Origin of the sequence: Streptomyces nojiriensis (genome assembly GCF_017639205.1) — a bacterium.
GTDB classification, from domain to species: Bacteria; Actinomycetota; Actinomycetes; order Streptomycetales; family Streptomycetaceae; genus Streptomyces; species Streptomyces nojiriensis.
This window is the reverse complement of the sequence record NZ_CP071139.1, coordinates 3575402-3594048: the sequence shown is the minus strand read 5'-3', so window position 1 is coordinate 3594048 and position 18647 is coordinate 3575402. Positions and strand designations below refer to the sequence as shown.

The window sequence follows — 18647 nt, the reverse complement described above, 5'->3', positions numbered from 1 at the left end:
GGCAATCACGGTGAAGGGGACACCGAGTCATGTCCGAAGTCAAGAATCCGCCGTCCTCCGGGGCGGACGCGGGGTGGACCCGGTTCGTCACGGCCCGGCCGCGGCTCACGCTGCTGCTCGCCCTGCTGGTCACGGCCCTGGCCGTGGTCGCGGGCGGCGGCGTCGCCGACCGGCTGGGAAGCGGCGGCTGGGAGGACCCGGGCGCCCAGTCCACCTACGCCGCGCGGGCCCTGGAGCGGGAGTTCCCGCACTCCGAGCCCAATCTGCTCCTGCTCGTCGACGCCGCGGCGGGCACCACCGGGGTCGACGACCCCGCCGTGGCCGCCGAAGCCGAACGGCTCGCGACCGCACTCGCCGCCGAACGGGGGGTCGTCGGCGTCGGCTCGTACTGGCGCGCCCAGATGCCCGCGCTGCGCTCCGAGGACGGCCGGCAGGCGCTCATCGTCGCCCGCGTCCAGGGCGACGAGAAGACGGCCACCGCGGCACTGGAACGCATGGCCCCGCGCTTCGAGGGCGAACACGGCCCGGTGCGGGTGTCCCTCGGCGGTCCCGCGGCGGTCCAGCGCGAGGTCACCCGGACCATTCAGGAAGACCTGCTGCGCGCCGAGCTCATCGCCCTGCCGGTCACCCTCGTCCTGCTCGTCCTCGTCTTCGGCAGCGCGGTCGCCGCCCTGCTCCCCCTCGGCGTCGGCATCGTGGCCATCCTCGGCACCAATGCGGTACTGCGCGGACTCACCGAGTTCACGGACGTCTCCGTCTTCGCCCAGAACCTGACCACCGCGCTCGGCCTCGGACTCGCCATCGACTACGCCCTGTTCATCGTCCGCCGGTTCCGTGAAGAACTCGCCGCCGGGCGTGATCCGGTCGCCGCGGTCGGGGCCACCCTGCGCACCGCCGGGCGCACCGTGCTCTTCTCGGCGCTCACCGTCGCCGTCTCGCTCTCGGCGATGCTCTTCTTCCCCATGTACTTCCTGCGCTCCTTCGCCTACGCCGGCGTCGCGGTCGTACTGCTCGCGGCTGCGGCCGCACTGATCCTGCTGCCGGCCGCCCTGGTGCTCCTCGGCGATCGGGTCAACGCCCTCGACCTGCGCCGGCTGTGGCGGCGGCGCCGGGCGGAGGCACCCGTGACCGGGCCCGCGGAGACGGGCCGGGTCTGGGGGTGGGCGGCCGCCCTCGTGATGCGGCGCGCCCCGGTCTTCGCCGCGGCCACCACCGTGGGCCTGCTGCTCCTCGGGCTGCCCTTCATGGGCGTCGAGTTCGGCACGGTCGACGACCGGCAGCTCCCGAAGGACGCCCCCTCGCACGTGGTGCAGGAGCAGATCCGCGACAACTTCCCGGGCAGCCCCGGCGGGGGTATCACCGTGCTCGCCGAGGGAGCCCCCGGCCCCGAGCGCCTCGCGGCCTACCGGGACCGGCTGGCCGCCCTGCCCGGGGTGACCCGGGTCGACGGGCCGATCGGCTCCGCCACGGGAAGCGAGTACGCCACCTTCTCGGTGTCCGTCGAGGGGGAGGCCGTGGGGCAGACGGCCCGGGACCTGGTGGACGAGGTCCGCGCCGTGGACGCCGGCTTCAAGACCTCGGTGACCGGACAGGCGGCCGTCCTCGTCGACGCGCAGAAGGCCATCGCCGGCGCGCTGCCCGCGGCGGCGGCCCTGGTGGTCCTCGCCACGCTGCTGCTGGTGTTCCTGCTCACCGGGAGCCTGCTGATACCGCTGCAGGCGGTGCTGCTCAACGCCCTCAGCCTGACCGCGATGTTCGGGGCGGTGGTGTGGGTGTTCCAGGAGGGCAACCTCTCCGGGCTCCTCTCCTTCACCGCCACCGGCGACATAGAGACCACCCTGCCGGTGCTGATGTTCTGCATCGCCTTCGGGCTCTCCATGGACTACGGGGTGTTCCTCATATCCCGCATCAAGGAGGAGTACGACCGGACCGGGGACCACGAGAGCGCCGTCCGGACCGGGCTGGCCCGCACCGGCGGGCTGATCACCGCGGCGGCCGTGATCCTGGCGGTGGTGATGGTGGCCATCGGCACCTCCCGGGTGACCAACACCAAGATGCTGGGGCTCGGGATCGCGCTGGCGGTCCTCATGGACGCCATGGTCGTCCGCAGCCTCCTGGTCCCGGCGGTGATGAAGCTGACCGGACGGGCCACCTGGTGGGCGCCCGCCCCGCTGCGCCGCCTGCACGAGAGGTTCGGCCTGAGCGAGGGCGAGTCCGCGCCCCCGGCACCGGAGCCGGACCGGATACCCGTGGGGGCCGGCGCCTAGACCGTGCCCTTCGGCGCCGGGTGAGGGGACCCGGCGGGGTCCCCTCACCCGGCGCCGCGGGGGTCAGTCCTCGCGCCGGCCCCGGTTCCCGGGCCTGCGGGCCACCCAGGCGCGCACGGTTTCGGCGTACCAGTAGGGCTTGCCCCCCTCCACGTGGTCGGGCACGGGCAGCAGCCCGTGCTTGCGGTAGGAGCGCACGGTGTCCGGCTGGACCCGGATGTGAGCAGCGATCTCCTTGTACGACCACAGCTGTCGGTCGCTCATGCTGGACACCTCCTTGTCCACGCCGCGGGGTCGGCCGGGAGGCCGTCGGGGAGCCGACGCGTGGACACTGACGATCACTCGGGTTGTGCCCGGGGAACGACGCTGAGTGATCGCAGGGGAGGGGCTGTTTACTTCCTGTGACGGAAGACCCGCGTAATGCGGACATGCGTGACAGAAGGGAGACCCCTGTGACAAAAGAGCCACAGGGGTCGGGCGAGGGGTTGGCGGGGCGTCAGCGGTACAGGGCCGGGCGTTCCGCCAGCTCCACGACGGCCCGTGCACCGCTGCGCGCCGCCGCGAGGCCCGCCTCGGAGACGGCGGCCGCCGCGTAGCCGTCCCACGCGTCGGGCCCCGCCACCCGGCCGCGCGCGGCCGCGGCCACCCAGCTCCGCAGCTGGCGGTCGTAGGCATCGGCGAAGCGCACCGTGAAGTCCTGGTCGATGGCGCCGCCCCAGCGGCCCGCCGACTGCACCACCATCGCGTGTCCGTCACCGATCCGGGCACTGCCCGCCTCACCGACCGCCTCGCACTGCACCTGGTAGCCGAAGCCGCAGTTGACGAAGATCTCCACGTCGACGACGGCCCCGCCGGAGGTCTCCAGCAGCACCAGCCGGGGATCGCTCAGCCCCTCGGGAGCGGCTGCCGTGGGCCGGGGCGAGAGCACGCTGACCGCGGCGATCTCCTGCCCCAGCAGCCAGCGGGCCGCGTCCACCTCGTGCACCACCGAGTCGCTGATCAGCATGTCGCTGGTGAAGAACGACGGCGAGGAGGCATTGCGGTGCCGGCAGTGCAGGAAGAGCGGCCGCCCGATTCCGCCCGCGTCCAGCAGCTCCTTCAGCCGGACGTACTCGGCGTCGTACCGCCGCATGAACCCCACCTGCACCAAGCGCCGTCCCAGCCGCTGTTCGGCCTCCATGACGCGCAGCGCCCCCGCCGGGTCCGGAGTCAGCGGCTTCTCGCACAGCACCGGCAGCTCCCGCTCCAGCGCGTACAGGATCGCCTCCTCGTGGGCGGGTCCGGGCGAGGCGATCAGCACGGCCTCGACCCCGGGTGCAGCTATCGCGGCCGCCGGGTCGGTGTGCGCCGTCGCCCCGTCCAGGGTGCCCGCGACCTCCTTGACCCGGTCCCCGTCCGGGTCGGCCACGGCCACCACACGGGCCCCGCCCACCGTCCGCCCGATCCGGCGGACGTGGTCGGCGCCCATCTTCCCGGTGCCGATGACGGCGATGCCGAGCGTGCTCATGTCGTACTCCTCTTCCTTCCGAAGGGTCAGCGGGCGCCGCAGGAACGGAGGTAGGCGCGGGTGCGGCGGGCGATCGGCAGCGGCCGGTCGGGCGGACAGGGGTACATGTCCTGCTCCACGATGGCGAACAGGTCCACGTCCAGCCGCTGCGCCGCCGCGAGCACCGGTTCCAGCGCGGGCACCCCCGAGGGCGGTTCGCACATCACCCCACGGCCCACCGCCGGCCCGAAAGGCAGCTCCTCGGCGACGACTTCGGCGAGGATCCGCGGATCCACCTGCTTGAGGTGGAGGTAGCCGATCCGCTCGCCGAAGGTCTCCACGGCCTGCACGCTGTCCCCGCCGCAGTACGCGTAGTGCCCCGTGTCCAGACAGAGGGAGACGAGCCCGGGGTCGGTGGCGTCCAGGAAGCGGGCCACGTTCGAAGGGGTGTCGATGTGGGTGTCGGCGTGCGGGTGGACGACGATCCGCAGCCCGTACCGGTCCAGGACCTCCCGGCCGAGGCGTTCGGTCTGCGTGGTCAGTTCACGCCATTGGGCGGGGGTCAGGGTGCGGTCCTCCAGCACCTCCCCGGTCTTGTCGTCCCGCCAGAAGGAGGGGATGACGACGAGATGGGCCGCGCCCATGGCCCGGGTGAGCGCCGCGATCCGCGACACGTGCTCCCAGGTGTCCTCCCACACGGCGGGCCCGTGATGGAGTCCGGTGAAGACGGTTCCGGCCGAGACGCGCAGCCCGCGCTTGGCCGTTTCCTCGGCGAGGCGGGCGGGATCGGTGGGCAGATAGCCGTAGGGGCCGAGTTCGATCCACTCGTACCCGGCGTCGGCGACCTCGTCGAGGAAGCGTTCCCACGGGGTCTGCCGGGGGTCGTCGGGAAACCAGACACCCCAGGAGTCCGGAGCCGAACCGATGCGGATACGCGTCAACGCGGGCGGGGAGGACGTCATAACGGCCACCTTAGGGTGGAGGACCAATGGGAGGACTGACTGTGACCGGCACCGGCGATCCGCTCGCGTTCGACCTGATCACGATGGGCCGGATCGGGGTGGATCTCTACCCGTTGACGACGGGCATACCACTGGCCGAGGTCGAGACGTTCGGCAAGTTCCTGGGCGGCTCCCCGACCAACGTGGCCGTCGCGGCGGCCCGGCTGGGACGCCGGGTGGCGGTGATCACCCGTACCGGCACGGACCCCTTCGGCGGGTATCTGCGCTCCGAACTGCGGGGGTTCGGAGTGGACGACCGGTGGGTCGCCGAGGTCGCCGGACTGCCGACCCCCGTCACCTTCTGCGAGATCTTCCCGCCGGACCGCTTCCCGCTGTACTTCTACCGGCTGCCGAAGGCCCCGGATCTGGAGATCGCGGCGGACGAGGTGGACCTGGCGGCGGTACGGGCGGCCCGCGTGTTCTGGATGACGGGTACGGGCCTGAGCGAGGAGCCCTCACGGGCGGCGACCCTGGCGGCGCTGGAGGCCCGTGCGCGGACCGGGACGACGGTCTTCGACCTGGACTGGCGGCCGATGCTGTGGCGGGAGAAACCGGGGCCGTACTACGAGCGGGCACTGCGGTCGGCGACGGTGGCCGTGGGGAACGCGGAGGAGTGCGAGATCGCCACGGGCGCGTCGGATCCGCACGCGGCGGCGCGGGCGCTGCTCGCGGCGGGTGTGGAACTGGCGGTGGTCAAGCGGGGCCCGGAGGGCGTGCTGGCGGTCCACCGCGACGGCACGGTGGCGGAGGTCGCCCCGGTGCCGGTGGAGGTGGTCAACGGCCTGGGCGCGGGCGACGCGTTCGGCGGGGCGCTGTGCCATGGGCTGCTGGCGGGATGGGAACTGGAGCGGGTGATGCGGTACGCGAACGCGGCCGGGGCGATCGTCGCCTCGCGGCTGGCGTGTTCGAGCGCGATGCCGTTCCCGCACGAGGTGGAGGAGGTGCTGGGGCGTGCCGGTCGTGTCTGAGTGGGAGATGGAATGGACGAGGCTGATGGTTCTCGACCTGGCCCCGGGAGAGGTGTACGCGCACACGTGCGGCGAGTCGGAGTGGATCGTGCTCCCGCTGTCGGGCGGATGCCAGGTCCGCTGCCGGGCTCTGCCCGGACCCGCGCCTCAAACGCCGGCGGGGCTGAAAGAGCGGGGCTCTGCCCTGAACCCTGCCCCCCGTCCTCCGGCGGGGCCGGAGGACGGACAGGGCGGGCCAAATCCAGCCTCGCCGGCGTTTGAGGCGCGGGGTCCGGGGCAGAGCCCCGGGAACGGACCGGAGGTGTTCCAACTGCACGGGCGGACAGAGGTGTTCGACGGGGTCAGTGACTTCGCGTACCTGCCCCGGGACGCGCACGCGGAGGTCGCCTCGGAGAACGGCGGCCGCTTCGCCCTCGCCGGAGCGCGGTGCGAGCGGCGGCTCCCCGCCCGGTACGGGCCCGCCGGGAAGGTCCCCGTGGAACTCCGCGGCGCCGGCCACTGCTCCCGCCAGCTCAACAACTTCGCCGCCGCCGGCCCGGACGGCTTCGACTGCGACCGCCTCATCGCCGTCGAGGTGCTGACCCCCGGCGGGAACTGGTCCTCGTACCCGCCCCACAAGCACGACGAGCACCACCCCGGCGAGGAGTCCCGCCTGGAGGAGATCTACTACTTCGAGATCGCCCCGCACGGGGACACCCCCGGGCTCGGCTACCAGCGCGTCACCCCCTCCCCGGCCGGGAACACCGACATCCTCACCGAGGTGCGGACCGGGGACGCGGTGCTGATCCCCGACGGCTGGCACGGGCCGTCCATGGCCGCTCCCGGGCACGACATGTACTACCTGAACGTGATGGCCGGACCGGGCGGGACCCGGGAGTGGCTGATCCGGGACCACCCCGACCACGGCTGGATCCGCGGCAGCTGGGACGGCCAGGACGTCGACCCCCGGCTGCCCTTCCTCCGAACGGAGGACCACCGGTGAGGCTCACCGTCGCACAGGCGCTCGTCCGTTTCCTGTCCCGCCAGTACACCGAGCGCGACGGACACCGGCACCGGCTGATCGCCGCCACCTGGGGGATCTTCGGGCACGGGAACGTGGCGGGCATCGGCCAGGCCCTCCTGGAGACCGGGCCCGAGGCCATGCCCTTCCTCCAGGGCCGCAACGAGCAGGCCATGGTGCACGCCGCCGTCGGATACGCCCGCCAGAGCGGCCGCCTCTCCGCGCACGCCGTCACCACCTCCATCGGGCCCGGCGCCACCAACCTCGTCACCGGCGCCGCCCTCGCCACCATCAACCGGATCCCGGTGCTCCTGCTGCCCGGCGACACCTTCGCCACCCGGCCCGCCGACCCCGTGCTCCAGCAGCTGGAGGTCCCGTACGCCGGGGACGTCTCCGTCAACGACACCCTGCGCCCCGTCTCCCGGCACTTCGACCGGATCACCCGCCCCGAGGCCCTGATCCCGGCCGCCCTCCAGGCCGTACGGGTGCTCACCGACCCGGTGCAGACCGGCGCCGTCACCCTCGCACTGCCGCAGGACGTGCAGGCGCAGGCGTACGACTGGCCCGAGGAGTTCTTCGCCGAGCGCGTGTGGGGCGTGCGCCGGCCCCGTCCCGACCGGCACGAGCTGGCCCGCGCCGCCGAGGCGGTACGGGGCTCCGCGCGCCCGCTGATCGTCGCCGGCGGCGGGATCCGGCACAGCGAGGCCGGTGCGGCGCTGGCCGCCTTCGCCGAGGCCACGGGGATCCCGGTCGCCGTCACCCAGGCGGGCAAGGGCGTCCTGCCGTACGGGCACCCCGCCGACGTGGGCGGGATCGGCCACACCGGCACCTCCACCGCCGCCGCGCTCGCCCGGGACGCCGACCTCGTCATCGCCGCCGGTACCCGGCTGACCGACTTCACCACCGCCTCCGCGACCCTCTTCCAGCACCCCGCCGTCCGGTTCGTCGGCCTCAACCTGGACCCGTACGACGCCCACAAACTGGCCGCCCTGCCCCTGGTCGCCGATGCCCGCGAGGGCCTCGACGAGCTCCGGGTCGCGGTCGCCGGCCACCGTACGGACCCGGCGTACGGGGCGGGGTACGCGGCGGAGCGGGCCCGCTGGGAGAGCCGCGTCGAGCGGGCCTACGCCGTCCCGGAGGCGGACGAGGACGCCCCGCCCACCCAGGCCCAGGTGCTCGGGCTGCTCGACGCCCTCGTCGACGGCACCGACATCCTGATCAACGCGGCCGGCTCCCTCCCCGGCGACCTGCACAAGCTGTGGCGGGCCCGGTCGCAGGACCAGTACCACGTGGAGTACGGGTACTCCTGCATGGGATACGAGATCCCCGCGGCGATCGGCGTGGCGCTGGCCGCGCCCGGCCGGCCGGTGTGGGCGCTGGTCGGCGACGGGACGTACCTGATGAATCCGACCGAGATCGTCACGGCCGTCCAGGAGGGCGTCCCGATCAAGGTGGTGATCCTCGACAACCACGGCTACGCCTCCATCGGCGGCCTGTCGGGGGCGGTGGGCGGCGAGGGCTTCGGCACCGCGTACCGCTTCCGGGCGCCCGGCTCCGAGTACACGGGGGACCCCCTTCCGGTGGACCTCGCGGCCAACGCGGGCTCCCTCGGGATGGCCGTGATCCGCGCCCGCACCACGCGTGACCTGCGCGAAGCCCTCGCCGAGGCCCGCATCGCGACCCGCCCCACATGTGTCTACGTACAGACCCGAACGCCCGACACTGTGTCGGGCCCACCCCCGGCACAGGCGTGGTGGGATGTTCCTGTGGCCGAGACCGCGACCCGCAAGGCCGCTGCCACGGCCCGTGAAGAGTACGACCGGCAAGCCGCGCAGCGACGTCGCCATCTGTGAAGGAGCAAGGCAATGAAGACCGTCAACCACTGGATCGGTGGCAAGACCGTCGAGGGCGCGTCGGGCAACTACGGCCCGGTCACCGACCCGGCCACCGGCGAGGTCACCACGCAGGTAGCGCTCGCCTCGGCCGACGAGGTCGACGCGGCGGTACAGGTCGCCCGGGAGGCCTACCTCAGCTGGGGCCAGTCCTCGCTGGCCGCCCGCACCAAGGTGCTGTTCGCCTACCGCGCCCTGCTCGACGCCAACCGCGACGCCATCGCCGCCCTGATCACCGCCGAGCACGGCAAGGTCCACTCGGACGCGCTGGGCGAGGTGGCCCGCGGCCTGGAGATCGTCGAGCTGGCCTGCGGCATCACCACGCAGCTCAAGGGCGAGCTGTCCACCTCCGTCTCCAGCCGGGTGGACGTCTCCTCGATCCGCCAGCCGCTGGGCGTCGTCGCGGGCATCACCCCGTTCAACTTCCCGGCGATGGTCCCGATGTGGATGTTCCCGCTGGCCGTGGCCTGCGGAAACACATTCATCCTCAAGCCGAGCGAGAAGGACCCGTCGGCCGCCAACAAGCTCGCCGAGCTGGCGACCGAGGCCGGTCTCCCGGCGGGTGTGCTGAACGTCGTCCACGGCGACAAGGTGGCCGTCGACGCGCTGCTCGCCCACCCCGGGATCGCGGCCGTCTCCTTCGTCGGCTCGACCCCGATCGCCCGCCACATCCACACCACCGCCTCGGCCAACGGCAAGCGCGTCCAGGCCCTGGGCGGCGCCAAGAACCACATGCTGGTGCTGCCGGACGCCGACCTGGACGCCGCCGCCGACGCGGCCGTGTCCGCGGCCTACGGCTCGGCCGGTGAGCGCTGCATGGCGATCTCCGCCGTCGTGGCCGTCGGTGCGATCGGTGACGAGCTCGTCGAGAAGATCCGCGAGCGCGCCGAGAAGATCAAGATCGGCCCCGGCAACGACCCGACCTCCGAGATGGGCCCGCTGATCACCGCAGCCCACCGCGACAAGGTCGCCTCGTACGTCAAGGGCGCGGCCGACCAGGGCGCGGAGGTCGTCCTCGACGGCACCGGCTTCACGGTCGAGGGCAACGAGAACGGCCACTGGATCGGCCTGTCCCTGCTGGACCACGTGAAGACCGACTCCGACGCCTACCGCGACGAGATCTTCGGCCCGGTCCTGTGCGTGCTGCGCGCCGAGACCTACGAGGAGGGCGTGGCCCTCATCAACGCCTCGCCGTTCGGCAACGGCACCGCGATCTTCACCCGCGACGGCGGCGCCGCCCGCCGCTTCCAGCTGGAGATCGAGGCCGGCATGGTCGGCGTCAACGTCCCGATCCCGGTGCCGGTGGGCTACCACTCCTTCGGTGGCTGGAAGGACTCGCTCTTCGGCGACCACCACATCTACGGCAACGACGGCATCCACTTCTACACCCGCGGCAAGGTCGTCACGACCCGCTGGCCGGACCCCTCCGAGGGCCACCTCGGCGTGGACCTGGGCTTCCCCCGCAACCACTGACCCGCCCGCCCCGCCCCCGGCACTCCCAGCAGCCCCCGGCCGCCTTTCCCCGGCCGGGGGCTGCTGTCGCTCTCCGCCGGAGGGCGTGGTTCGCGGGCAACGGTGGCGGTCAGTGCGTCCGGGCCAGGTCCGGTACGGACTGCTGCTGTTCGCCGGACGCTCGGCGGCGGCGCAGCACCCACACGGTGGCGCCCGCGCCCGCCAGTACCAGGAGGAGGCCCACGGCCGGCCAGGGAACGGCGACGAAGTCGGTACCGGACTCCGAGACCAGATCGGGGTGGGCCGCCGCGCCGGCGGTGACCTTGACGGTCACCCAGTCCGACTGGGGGGCGTCCGGCCACGGTTCGGTCAGTTCGATCCGCTGGCCCGGCAGCAGGGACAGCTTCAGCTCGCGGGCGGGCCGGTCCAGCACCTCGCGCCCGAACAGCCCCTCGGCGGACACCGCCACCTTGGGCTCGACGACCACGTTGCCCCGGTTGACCAGCGCGTACGAGACCGTGGCGCGGGCCTTGCGCACCCAGGGCAGCAGCGGCGCCGAGCGGCTGACCCGTACGTCCTCCACGCTCAGCCCCGCCGTGATCGGCCCCGGCACCCGGAAGTAGAGCCGGGCGCCCACCGAGCGCTTCACCCCGACCTGGACCTTGCCCTCCTGCTGCACGCCCTCCACGGCGGTGCCCAGGGCGACGATCCCGCCCACGTGGTCACCGGGCGTCGCGTCCGCCGGGACCTTCACCGTGAACGGAATGTCCTTGCGGCCCTTGGCGGGCACGGTGACGGTGCTCGCCGTCTCCGGCGCCAGCGAAACCCACGCGCCGACGTCCTTCGGTTTCGTCTCCACCGGCAGCAGCGCGAAGGCGCCGCCCGCCGGGGTGTTCACGGCGTCGGCGGCGAAGACCTGGAACGTCAGCTCCTTGTCGGAGGAGTTCACGATCGTCACGCTGTCGCTCAGCGTGCTCCCGGCCGCGCCCTGGTGGAAGAAGTACGCGCGGTCGGTCATCGCCGCACCGGCCGCGGGCGTCGGGAACACCCCCCACGTGCCGTTGTCCGCGGCGCTCGCCGCGGTGGCCGGCAGCAGCCCCGCGCCGCCGAGCAGCAGGCCGAGGAGCAGACCGTAGAGGAGGGTGCGGGTGCGGCCACGGGTGCGGCTGAGGCTGCAGGTGCGGGTGCGCATGGGCGGTCTCCAGTGGGCGCGGAAAGGGGAAAGGGGTGGTGCGGCGCCGGAGCGCCGCACCACCCTGGGCCGAGCGGCCGTACGGGTCAGGAGATCGAGAAGGTCACGACCGTCTGGTAGGTGTCCGCGAACATGAAGGGCGGGAGCTGGATCATCCCGGCGCCGCCGACGGCGAACTCACCGCCGGTCAGCTCGTCCCCGCCGGCGGCCTGGGAGGCCACCTTCATCGGGACGTCGGAGATCGCGCCGGGCGTGCCCGCGGTGCAGGTGCTCGGGCTGTCCGGGTTGGTCACGGTGCAGGACGGCTGGATGCCGATCTGCGCCTTCGCCATCGAGTGGCCGGTGGCCTGGTTCAGGAACGGCGTACGCGTCGCCGTCACGTCCCAGCCGAGCGAACCGCCGCGGAAGTCCTGGACGGTCGCGGCGTTGAAGACGCCGACCACCGACTGGGCCTTGCCGTTGATGGTGACCGCGCCGAAGCTGACGGCCGGCTGGCCGCCCTTCGGGCCGAGGGCCAGCGGGCCGGGCAGGACCTCGACGTCGACCGGGTTCTTCACACCGGCCTGCTCCTCCAGGAACACGAAGGCCTTGTACGGGGTGATCGAACCGTCGATCCTGATCGCGTCGGCCTTCTTGGTGACCGTGATGTTGCAGGTGGCCGCGCCGGAGGCGTCGGCCGTGCCCGCACCGGTGTCACCGGTCACCGCACCCGCGAGCAGGGCGGAGCAGGTGACGGGGCCGGCCGGGAAGTTGGCGCCGGTCACGGCGACGGCGGTGCCCGCCGGGCCGCTGTTGGGCGTCAGCTTCGTGGTGACGGGGTCCTTGGGCAGGGCCTCGACCGCGACCGAGCCGAGCGAGGCGCTCGGGCGCGGCGCCGGGGTGCAGGTGGTGGTGAAGACGGAACCGGAGAGGTCCGCGTCGGTCACCGCCAGGTCGAGGGCGACCTGGACGGTGGTGCCCTCGGTGCCGTCCGGGATCTTGATCGTCCCGGAGAACGCCTTGGGGTCGAGCGGCTGCCCGGCGATGACCGAGACGGTCTCCGGCGGGCTGGTGACCACCTGGGTGGTGGCGCCGACCTTGAGGGTGATCTTGGAGGTGTTCACCGTGGTGACGGAGAACCCGGGGATCAGCGGGCTCGCGCCCGGGTCGATGGTGATCGGAACGACGTCACCGGCCTTGGCGCCGTCGGGCAGGGTGACCGTCCAGTTCTGGTTGCCCGAGCCGTCGGGCTGCGGCGCCGGGGCGTCGCAGTTCTCGAAGACGGCCGTGGTCCTGGTCGCGGCCTGCGCGGAGCCCGCCAGACCCGCCACCGTGCCCGTCAGGGCCAGGGACAGGGCAGCCGCCCCGGCCAGCACTCTTCGTCGATGCGTTCTCGTACTCACTGGGTCGCGACTCCTTCGTCATGACGAACCCCTCCCCCCACCCGCTGTGTGGGGGAGGCCGAGCCGGTGCGGTGGCCGATATTGACGCGTCGCCGTGATGAGAAGTCAATGACTTGCTTTGCCCCGAAGCACACAGAAATTGATGGGCCATCAGGGAAGGTCTGATGGCCCATCGGATACCGACCGGTCGGGGTGAGCGGGGAGCGGGGCGGTCGACGGGACCTAGCGTCCGGTGGGGGTGTGGAGCAGCCGGTTCGGGGTGCCGGCCGGGAGCCCGGTGATCCGGTCGGACACGGCGCTGTGCAGCAGCTCCTCGGACACCTGCGCCGGGGTGCGCGCCGTACCGCGCGCCAGGATGAGCGCGGCGACCCCGGCGACGTGCGGGGCGGCCATCGAGGTGCCGGAGGCGCGGGCCGTGGCGGTGGTGGAGTCCTTCCAGGCCGAGGTGATGCCCACGCCCGGAGCCGAGAGGTCCACGCAGGGGCCGTGGTTGGAGAACGGTGCCCGCCGGTCCGCGGCGTCGGTCGCGCCGACCGTGATGGCCTGGGGGACGGAGGCCGGGGATCCGCCGCAGGCGTCCTCGCCGTCGTTCCCGGCGGCCGCGGTGAAGGTGATCCCGGAGGCCACGGCCCGGACCACGGCGGTGTCGAGGGCGTAGCTGCGGCTGCCGCCGATGCTCATGTTGGCGACGGCCGGGGTGGCGGGGGCCTTGGCGGCGTCCTTCACCACCCAGTCGAGACCCTTGAGGATCGCCGACAGGCTCGCGGAACCACGGCAGTCGGCCACCTTCACCCCGACGAGCGAGACCCCCTTGGCGACCCCGTACGTCTCCCCGCCCACGGTCGCCGCGACGTGCGTGCCGTGGCCGCTGCAGTCGCGGGAGCTGCCGAGGAACACCGCGTTGTAGCCGGTGCGGGCGCGGCCGCCGAATTCCACGTGACCGGTGTTGATCCCGGTGTCGACGACGTAGACGGTGACGCCCTCGGCCCTGCTGGGGTACGTGTACGAACCGTCGAGCGGGAGTTCGCGCTGGTCGATGCGGTCCAGGGACCAGGGCGCGGGAGCCTGCGGCGCCGGCAGCGGTTCGGGGGTGCCGGTGGCGTCCGGGGTGTCGGTGGTGTGGAACTCCGCGTCCGGCTCCACCGAGGCCACCCGTGGGTCGGCGGACAGGGCGGCGGCCCGGGCGGCCGTGGTGCGGACGGCGAAGCCGTTCAGGGCGGCCTGGTAGACGGGTCCGACCTCGTCGCCGGCGTGCACGGCCTCGGCGGCCAGGGCGCGGGTCGGCGCGCGGGAGGTGGTGTCCTTGAGGACGACGACGTAGGGGGAGGTGGCATCGGGACCGGGATCCGGAGGGGAGCCGGTGACGGTGGCGGCAAGCAGGGCGGCGGTGGGGAGGAGCGCGCCGAATGCGGTTGCGGTCATGCGGCCGATGCTCTGCGAGCGGCGGCGCGGGCGCGCGGAGGGTGCGCCGGGTGGGCGCACGACACGCCGCCGCACGGGCGGGTCCGGGCCCGGACTCGGATCCGGGCCCGCCCGCGCGGCCGACCGTTGCGTCAGGCCGCGCGCCAGACCGTCATGTCCGCCATCAGGAAGCTCGGCAGCTCCTTCATCAGCGGAGTCGACTTGAGCGTGAGCACGAGCAGCGCGATGTCCCCCGACTGGTGCTTGACGCAGAACTCGCTGCCGCCCGCCGCCGAGGCCAGGGGCAGGCTTCTCGTGGGCTTGCCTCCCAGGGCCGTCCTGCAGGAGTCGAGGGAGCCGTGCGGCTCGCCCGACAGGAGGGCGATCACACTGGTGTCGCTTTCCAGCGTGCAGCTCACCCGTTCGCAGTTGAGGCGCAGGTCCCCGGCGCGAGTGGCACGCTCGACCGGTTCCTTGATGCCGATCGAGTTCTCCTCGTCCAGCCTCAGCGAGGGGTAGGGGAAGGCCTTCGGGGGTGCGCTCGCGGGCGGGCTCGGGCTCGGCTTCGGAGCGGATTCGGCGGCTCCGCTGGTCGGGTCGCTGCTCGCCGAGCGAGCCCCACCCGCCGGTGTCTTCTCGGCCGTAGGGGACTTCGCCCGGTCGCGCAGACCGTCCGCCGCCTGGTCGAACACCGTCCAGAGCGTGCCCAGCAGCATCGCGGCCGTCGCCACCGACGCGACGGCGAGCAGCGCGTTGCGCCGCCGGCGCCTGCGCCGTTGCTCCGGTCCTTCCGGAGCCGTCGGCCGCGGAGGCTGCCACACCTGGTTCATCGTGTGCGGGGAGAGGGGAACCGGGGCGCGCGGAGCCGGTACTGATGCGGGCTCGGGCTCGGGCTCGGGCACGGGCTCCGGGACCGCCGGCTCCGGTCCGGTCACCTCGCGCCAGAGTGCGGGGCCGCCGTCCGCATCGGCGTCCTCGCCCAGTTGCGTCCGGCACCACGCCACGATCTCCGCGGGGGTCGCCCGTTCCTGCGGATCGGTGGCCAGGCACCGGGCGATCAGCGGGCGCAGCTCCTGCGGCAGCCGGGACAGGTCGGGCGCGGAGTGCACGATCCGGTAGAGGACGGTCGCGGAGGGGCCGGTGCCGTACAGCGGCTCGCCCAGCGCGGCGAACGCCGCCGTCTGGCCCAGCGCGAAGACGTCGGCGGCAGCCGTGACCTCGCCCGCCGACGCCTGCTCGGGGGACATGTACTGGGGCGTGCCGATGGTGGCGCCCGTGGCGGTGTGCACGGTGGTGTCGGACGCCAGCGAGATGCCGAAGTCGATGACACGGGGCCCGTCGGCGGCCAGGAGCACGTTCGACGGCTTCAGGTCGCGGTGCACGATGCCCGCGTCGTGGATGGCCTGCAGGGCCTCGGCCACGCCCGCCGTCAGCCACAGCACGGCGGGCACGGGCAGCGGTCCGCGCCGGGCCACGGCCTGCGACAGCGAGGGTCCGGGTACGTAGAGGGTGGCCAGCCAGGGCGGCGTCCCGTCCGCGTCGGCGTCGATCAGCTCGGCGGTGTACGCGCCCCGGACCCGGCGGGCGGCCTCCACCTCACGGCGGAACCGCCGCCGGAACGCCGGGTCCTCGGCCAGTTCCGGGCGTACGACCTTGATCGCCACCGGTCGCCCGCCCTGGGTGTGCGACAGGTAGACGTGGCCCATGCCGCCCGAGCCGAGCCGGGCCGCGATGCGGTATCCGGCCACGGTGGGCGGATCGTCCGCCCGCAGCGGCTCGAACACCTCGGTCGCGCTGTTCATGGGCCTCCCCCCGATCCCCTGGCCGACCGATGGGCCGACCAGCGAACACCCTAAGCGCCGGGCAGGGGCCGGAGGTTGCCGGGGAGGCGGCGCGTCCCGGCTACGGGGTGAGGGGCCAGCCGCGCATCGAGAAGACGCCCTCGTCGCGGGCGCCGGCGGCGTCGTAGGTGGCCAGAGCGGCCTCGTTGCCGGTGTCGACCCCCACCCACATGCCGTAGCAACCGCGCGCCTTCGCCTCCTCGGCGAGGGCCAGGGTCAGGTCCCGTCCGATGCCGCGACGGCGGTACCCCTCGTCCACGGAGAGCTCGTACAGGCACATCTCGGTGCCCTTGTCGGGGTGGCTCATCTCGATGCCGGAGACCATTCCGGCGGGCACGCCGTCGACGTAGGCGATGAGCATCAGATGTCCCGGGGCGGCGAGGAAGCGCTCGGACCACTCCTTGCGGGCAGGCCCGTCGAAGAGGGACTCGGCGGCTGCGAGCTCGGCGGGGGTGGAGGCCCGGCGGATGTCCATGGCGGCCACGATAGTGCGCGCATGACGGATGGTCAGCCGATGCGCGGCACGGCGTGGCGGCCACGAAGCCGCCCGTCGCCCGGGACACCCCCTAGCCTGTTCCGGCTGTCGAAGACTTGAGGGGGAGCATCGTGAAGAACGCCGTGGTCACGCCCGAGGGCGACCGGATCCGCTGGGTCGAGCTGGCGGGGGAGGAGCCGGCCCGGGTGTACGTGCACGGGCTCGGGGCCACCTCGCCCGCCTACTTCGCGGCGAGCGCCACCCACCCGCTGCTGGCGGGGCGGCGTTCGCTGCTGGTCGATCTGCTGGGCCACGGGCACAGCGACCGGCCCGAGGGGTTCGGCTACACCCTCGAAGCGCATGCCGACGCGCTGGCGGCCGCCCTCACCGAGGCCGGGGTGGAGGGCGCCGAACTGATCGCCCACAGCATGGGCGGGGCCGTGGCCATCGTGCTCGCGGACCGGCACCCCCACCTGGTGTCCCGGCTGGTGCTCGTCGACGCCAACCTGGATCCGCGGCAGCCCGTTCCCGCCGCGCCGGGCAGCAGCGGGATCGCCTCCTACACCGAGGAGGAGTTCCTGGCCGGGGGCTGGGCCGAGGTGCGGGACAGGGTCGGCGCGCACTGGTGGTCCACCATGCGGCTGGCCGGCCGGACCGCCCTGTACCGCACGGCCGTCCACCTGGCCGCCGGCACCACGCCCACCATGCGTGAGCTGCTGCTGGAGTCGAAGATCCCGTGCACCTACCTGCTGCCCGAGGCGGACGGCCCGCTCCCGGGCGCCGAAGCGCTCCAGGCCTCGGGTGTGGCCGTGGTGTCCGTCCCCGACTGCGGGCACAACATCATGCTCGACAACCCGGACGGCTTCGCCCGGGCCACCGCGGCGGCGCTGGCCCGCGACTGAGCGGACCGGCCCTGCCGGGCCTGGCGCGCGGAAGTGGGTCAGCCGTGGGTCCGGGGCGTGGCGGCGGCACCGTCCCGGGGTCCCGCGGAACCCGGGGACGGGGTGCCGTCCGTCCAGGCGTAGACCCGCTTGCCGCGCACCGCGACCTGGTACTGGTGGGGACCCCGGCACTCGGGCCGCACACCGTCCCGCAGGCTGCCCGGCCACCACCTGGCGTGCAGATCCGGGGTGTCCACCGGCTTCGGCGTGCCCGCGCCGCACTGGGGGCCGTCCAGCGGGGTCGCGCCGAGCGTGAACCGGATCAGCCGGGCCTCGCCGCCCGTGCGCACCCGTATGCGGACGTCGGTGGCGTCCTTGGGTATCCAGGACGGCAGGGCGAACGGCGCCTTCTCGCGCGTAGGGGCATCGGCGGCGCTCGCGAAGCGCTTGCCCTTCTCCTTGTACACCTTGCTGTCGATCGTTTCGGTCACGGGGTTGGGCGGCAGATTGGGCAGCGCGAAGGCGGCGGTGGCGAGGACTCCCACGGTGGCTGCGGCGGCGACGAACGGGCGGCGGTTCATGCTTCCAGTCTGGGCGCGCGGCCCCCGCCGCGCGTCCCTCCTCAGGACGAACCGGGACTGCGCCGCAGGTCCCATACGGGCTCATACCTGGGAGGGTGCCGGGTCCGGTTCCGTCGACGCGCAGTAACCGCGAGGTGCCCGGGGGAGTTGGCCGGAGGTGACCCGTCCGCTCCGGCACCGAGGAACCCCATGCGCCGTCGCCGCCTCGTCCCCGCTCTCGTCCCCGCCCTCGCCACCGCCGCCGCCACCGCGGTGCTCGCCCTCGCCCCCGCGGCCTGGGCGGCACCGCAGGTCCCGGCCGACAAGCCGCAGGTGCTGAGCCGCTGGACGCAGACCAGCGCCGCCAGTTACCAGGCGTGGGCCGAGGCCCGCGCGCACCGGGCGGACTGGGCCGCGTACGCCTTCGACTGGTCGACGGACCACTGCACCTCGTCCCCCGACAACCCCCTCGGCTTCCCCTTCGCGAACGCCTGCGCACGCCACGACTTCGGTTACCGCAACCACCGCGCGGCAGGGCTGTTTCCGGCCGCCAAAGCACGGCTGGACCTGGCGTTCCACGCGGACCTGAAGCGGGTCTGCGCGCAGTACTCGGGCCCCCGCAGGAACTCCTGCGACGGCACCGCCTGGACCTACTACCAAGCGGTGCGGCTGCTCGGAATTTCCTAGGGATCACAGGGCGCACACACGCCCCCTCCGCTCGTTCACACGTTCTCCGTCTCTGCTTCACCGATCCGTGTGCCGGACAGCCCTACGCCCCGTGGATTGTCATGCCCGCGGCCATGGGTGGATGGCCGATTTCAGGCCACGCACGGCTTGTGGGGAAGGGGG

Annotated in this window: 16 protein-coding genes; 7 read left to right on the top strand and 9 right to left on the bottom strand. The window is 73.3% G+C overall.

What is annotated here, in order from left to right; translation table 11 throughout:
• Positions 1-29: 29 nt before the first annotated feature.
• Positions 30-2267 carry an MMPL family transporter gene (locus JYK04_RS16705; protein WP_189737138.1) on the top strand — a complete coding sequence of 746 codons (2238 nt, stop codon included), beginning with the start codon at positions 30-32 and terminating at the stop codon, positions 2265-2267.
• 63 nt (positions 2268-2330) lie between these two features.
• On the opposite strand, the gene JYK04_RS16700 is transcribed toward JYK04_RS16705, so the two are convergent.
• From JYK04_RS16700 to JYK04_RS16690, 3 genes are all read right to left on the bottom strand, one after another.
• Positions 2331-2531: a helix-turn-helix transcriptional regulator gene (locus JYK04_RS16700; RefSeq protein ID WP_189737136.1), complete on the bottom strand. Its 201-nt coding sequence runs from the start codon at positions 2529-2531 to the stop codon at positions 2331-2333.
• Between the two features lie 232 nt (positions 2532-2763).
• Positions 2764-3774 (bottom strand): Gfo/Idh/MocA family protein, encoded by a 1011-nt coding sequence (locus JYK04_RS16695; RefSeq protein ID WP_189737134.1) that lies wholly within the window; start codon positions 3772-3774, stop codon positions 2764-2766.
• Between the two features lie 26 nt (positions 3775-3800).
• A complete protein-coding gene (locus JYK04_RS16690; RefSeq protein ID WP_189737132.1) occupies positions 3801-4715 on the bottom strand; it encodes a sugar phosphate isomerase/epimerase family protein in 915 nt (304 codons plus the stop codon).
• A gap of 26 nt (positions 4716-4741) precedes the next feature.
• Here JYK04_RS16690 and iolC point away from each other — a divergent pair, with 26 nt between their 5' ends.
• From iolC to JYK04_RS16670, 4 genes are read left to right on the top strand one after another with little or no spacing between them, the layout of a single operon-like run.
• Entirely contained in the window at positions 4742-5722 is a 981-nt protein-coding gene (iolC, locus tag JYK04_RS16685; protein WP_189737130.1) for a 5-dehydro-2-deoxygluconokinase, read from the top strand.
• A 7-nt stretch (positions 5723-5729) separates the two neighbouring features.
• Positions 5730-6704: a 5-deoxy-glucuronate isomerase gene (gene iolB / locus JYK04_RS16680; protein ID WP_189737518.1), complete on the top strand. Its 975-nt coding sequence runs from the start codon at positions 5730-5732 to the stop codon at positions 6702-6704.
• Entirely contained in the window at positions 6701-8575 is a 1875-nt protein-coding gene (gene iolD / locus JYK04_RS16675) for a 3D-(3,5/4)-trihydroxycyclohexane-1,2-dione acylhydrolase (decyclizing) (RefSeq protein ID WP_189737128.1), read from the top strand. Before iolB ends, iolD begins: the two co-directional genes overlap by 4 nt.
• 12 nt (positions 8576-8587) lie before the next feature.
• Entirely contained in the window at positions 8588-10087 is a 1500-nt protein-coding gene (locus JYK04_RS16670; protein WP_189737126.1) for a CoA-acylating methylmalonate-semialdehyde dehydrogenase, read from the top strand.
• Positions 10088-10196: 109 nt separating this feature from the next.
• Here the strand turns inward: JYK04_RS16670 and JYK04_RS16665 are convergent, their stop codons facing one another.
• The 5 genes from JYK04_RS16665 to JYK04_RS16645 form a co-directional block, all read right to left on the bottom strand.
• Positions 10197-11258 carry a WxL protein peptidoglycan domain-containing protein gene (locus tag JYK04_RS16665; RefSeq protein ID WP_189737124.1) on the bottom strand — a complete coding sequence of 354 codons (1062 nt, stop codon included), beginning with the start codon at positions 11256-11258 and terminating at the stop codon, positions 10197-10199.
• Between the two features lie 86 nt (positions 11259-11344).
• Positions 11345-12640, bottom strand: a complete 1296-nt coding sequence (locus JYK04_RS16660) for a hypothetical protein (protein WP_229875244.1) — start codon at positions 12638-12640, stop codon at positions 11345-11347.
• A 222-nt stretch (positions 12641-12862) separates the two neighbouring features.
• Positions 12863-14062 carry a S8 family peptidase gene (locus tag JYK04_RS16655; protein ID WP_229875242.1) on the bottom strand — a complete coding sequence of 400 codons (1200 nt, stop codon included), beginning with the start codon at positions 14060-14062 and terminating at the stop codon, positions 12863-12865.
• Between the two features lie 131 nt (positions 14063-14193).
• Positions 14194-15843 carry a serine/threonine-protein kinase gene (locus tag JYK04_RS16650; RefSeq protein ID WP_189737120.1) on the bottom strand — a complete coding sequence of 550 codons (1650 nt, stop codon included), beginning with the start codon at positions 15841-15843 and terminating at the stop codon, positions 14194-14196.
• Positions 15844-15943: 100 nt separating this feature from the next.
• Positions 15944-16387, bottom strand: coding sequence for a GNAT family N-acetyltransferase (locus JYK04_RS16645; RefSeq protein WP_373297431.1), 444 nt, complete (start codon positions 16385-16387; stop codon positions 15944-15946).
• 101 nt (positions 16388-16488) lie between these two features.
• On the opposite strand from JYK04_RS16645, the gene JYK04_RS16640 reads away from it, so the two are divergent.
• Positions 16489-17259 carry an alpha/beta fold hydrolase gene (locus JYK04_RS16640; RefSeq protein WP_189737116.1) on the top strand — a complete coding sequence of 257 codons (771 nt, stop codon included), beginning with the start codon at positions 16489-16491 and terminating at the stop codon, positions 17257-17259.
• A 38-nt stretch (positions 17260-17297) separates the two neighbouring features.
• On the opposite strand, the gene JYK04_RS16635 is transcribed toward JYK04_RS16640, so the two are convergent.
• Positions 17298-17819 (bottom strand): hypothetical protein, encoded by a 522-nt coding sequence (locus JYK04_RS16635; RefSeq protein ID WP_189737114.1) that lies wholly within the window; start codon positions 17817-17819, stop codon positions 17298-17300.
• A 189-nt stretch (positions 17820-18008) separates the two neighbouring features.
• Between JYK04_RS16635 and JYK04_RS16630 the strand changes: the two genes are divergently transcribed.
• A complete protein-coding gene (locus JYK04_RS16630) occupies positions 18009-18485 on the top strand; it encodes a phospholipase (protein WP_189737112.1) in 477 nt (158 codons plus the stop codon).
• Positions 18486-18647 lie beyond the last annotated feature (162 nt).

Coding starts and splice junctions, on each gene's coding strand:
- JYK04_RS16695 (WP_189737134.1), bottom strand. CDS start 3,774: ATGAGCACGCTCGGCATCGCCGTCATCGGCACCGGGAAGATGGGCGCC.
- iolC (WP_189737130.1), top strand. CDS start 4,742: ATGGGAGGACTGACTGTGACCGGCACCGGCGATCCGCTCGCGTTCGAC.
- JYK04_RS16705 (WP_189737138.1), top strand. CDS start 30: ATGTCCGAAGTCAAGAATCCGCCGTCCTCCGGGGCGGACGCGGGGTGG.
- JYK04_RS16665 (WP_189737124.1), bottom strand. CDS start 11,258: ATGCGCACCCGCACCTGCAGCCTCAGCCGCACCCGTGGCCGCACCCGC.
- JYK04_RS16635 (WP_189737114.1), bottom strand. CDS start 17,819: ATGAACCGCCGCCCGTTCGTCGCCGCCGCAGCCACCGTGGGAGTCCTC.
- JYK04_RS16700 (WP_189737136.1), bottom strand. CDS start 2,531: ATGAGCGACCGACAGCTGTGGTCGTACAAGGAGATCGCTGCTCACATC.
- JYK04_RS16690 (WP_189737132.1), bottom strand. CDS start 4,715: ATGACGTCCTCCCCGCCCGCGTTGACGCGTATCCGCATCGGTTCGGCT.
- iolB (WP_189737518.1), top strand. CDS start 5,730: ATGGAATGGACGAGGCTGATGGTTCTCGACCTGGCCCCGGGAGAGGTG.
- JYK04_RS16650 (WP_189737120.1), bottom strand. CDS start 15,843: ATGAACAGCGCGACCGAGGTGTTCGAGCCGCTGCGGGCGGACGATCCG.
- JYK04_RS16655 (WP_229875242.1), bottom strand. CDS start 14,062: ATGACCGCAACCGCATTCGGCGCGCTCCTCCCCACCGCCGCCCTGCTT.
- JYK04_RS16670 (WP_189737126.1), top strand. CDS start 8,588: ATGAAGACCGTCAACCACTGGATCGGTGGCAAGACCGTCGAGGGCGCG.
- JYK04_RS16630 (WP_189737112.1), top strand. CDS start 18,009: ATGCGCCGTCGCCGCCTCGTCCCCGCTCTCGTCCCCGCCCTCGCCACC.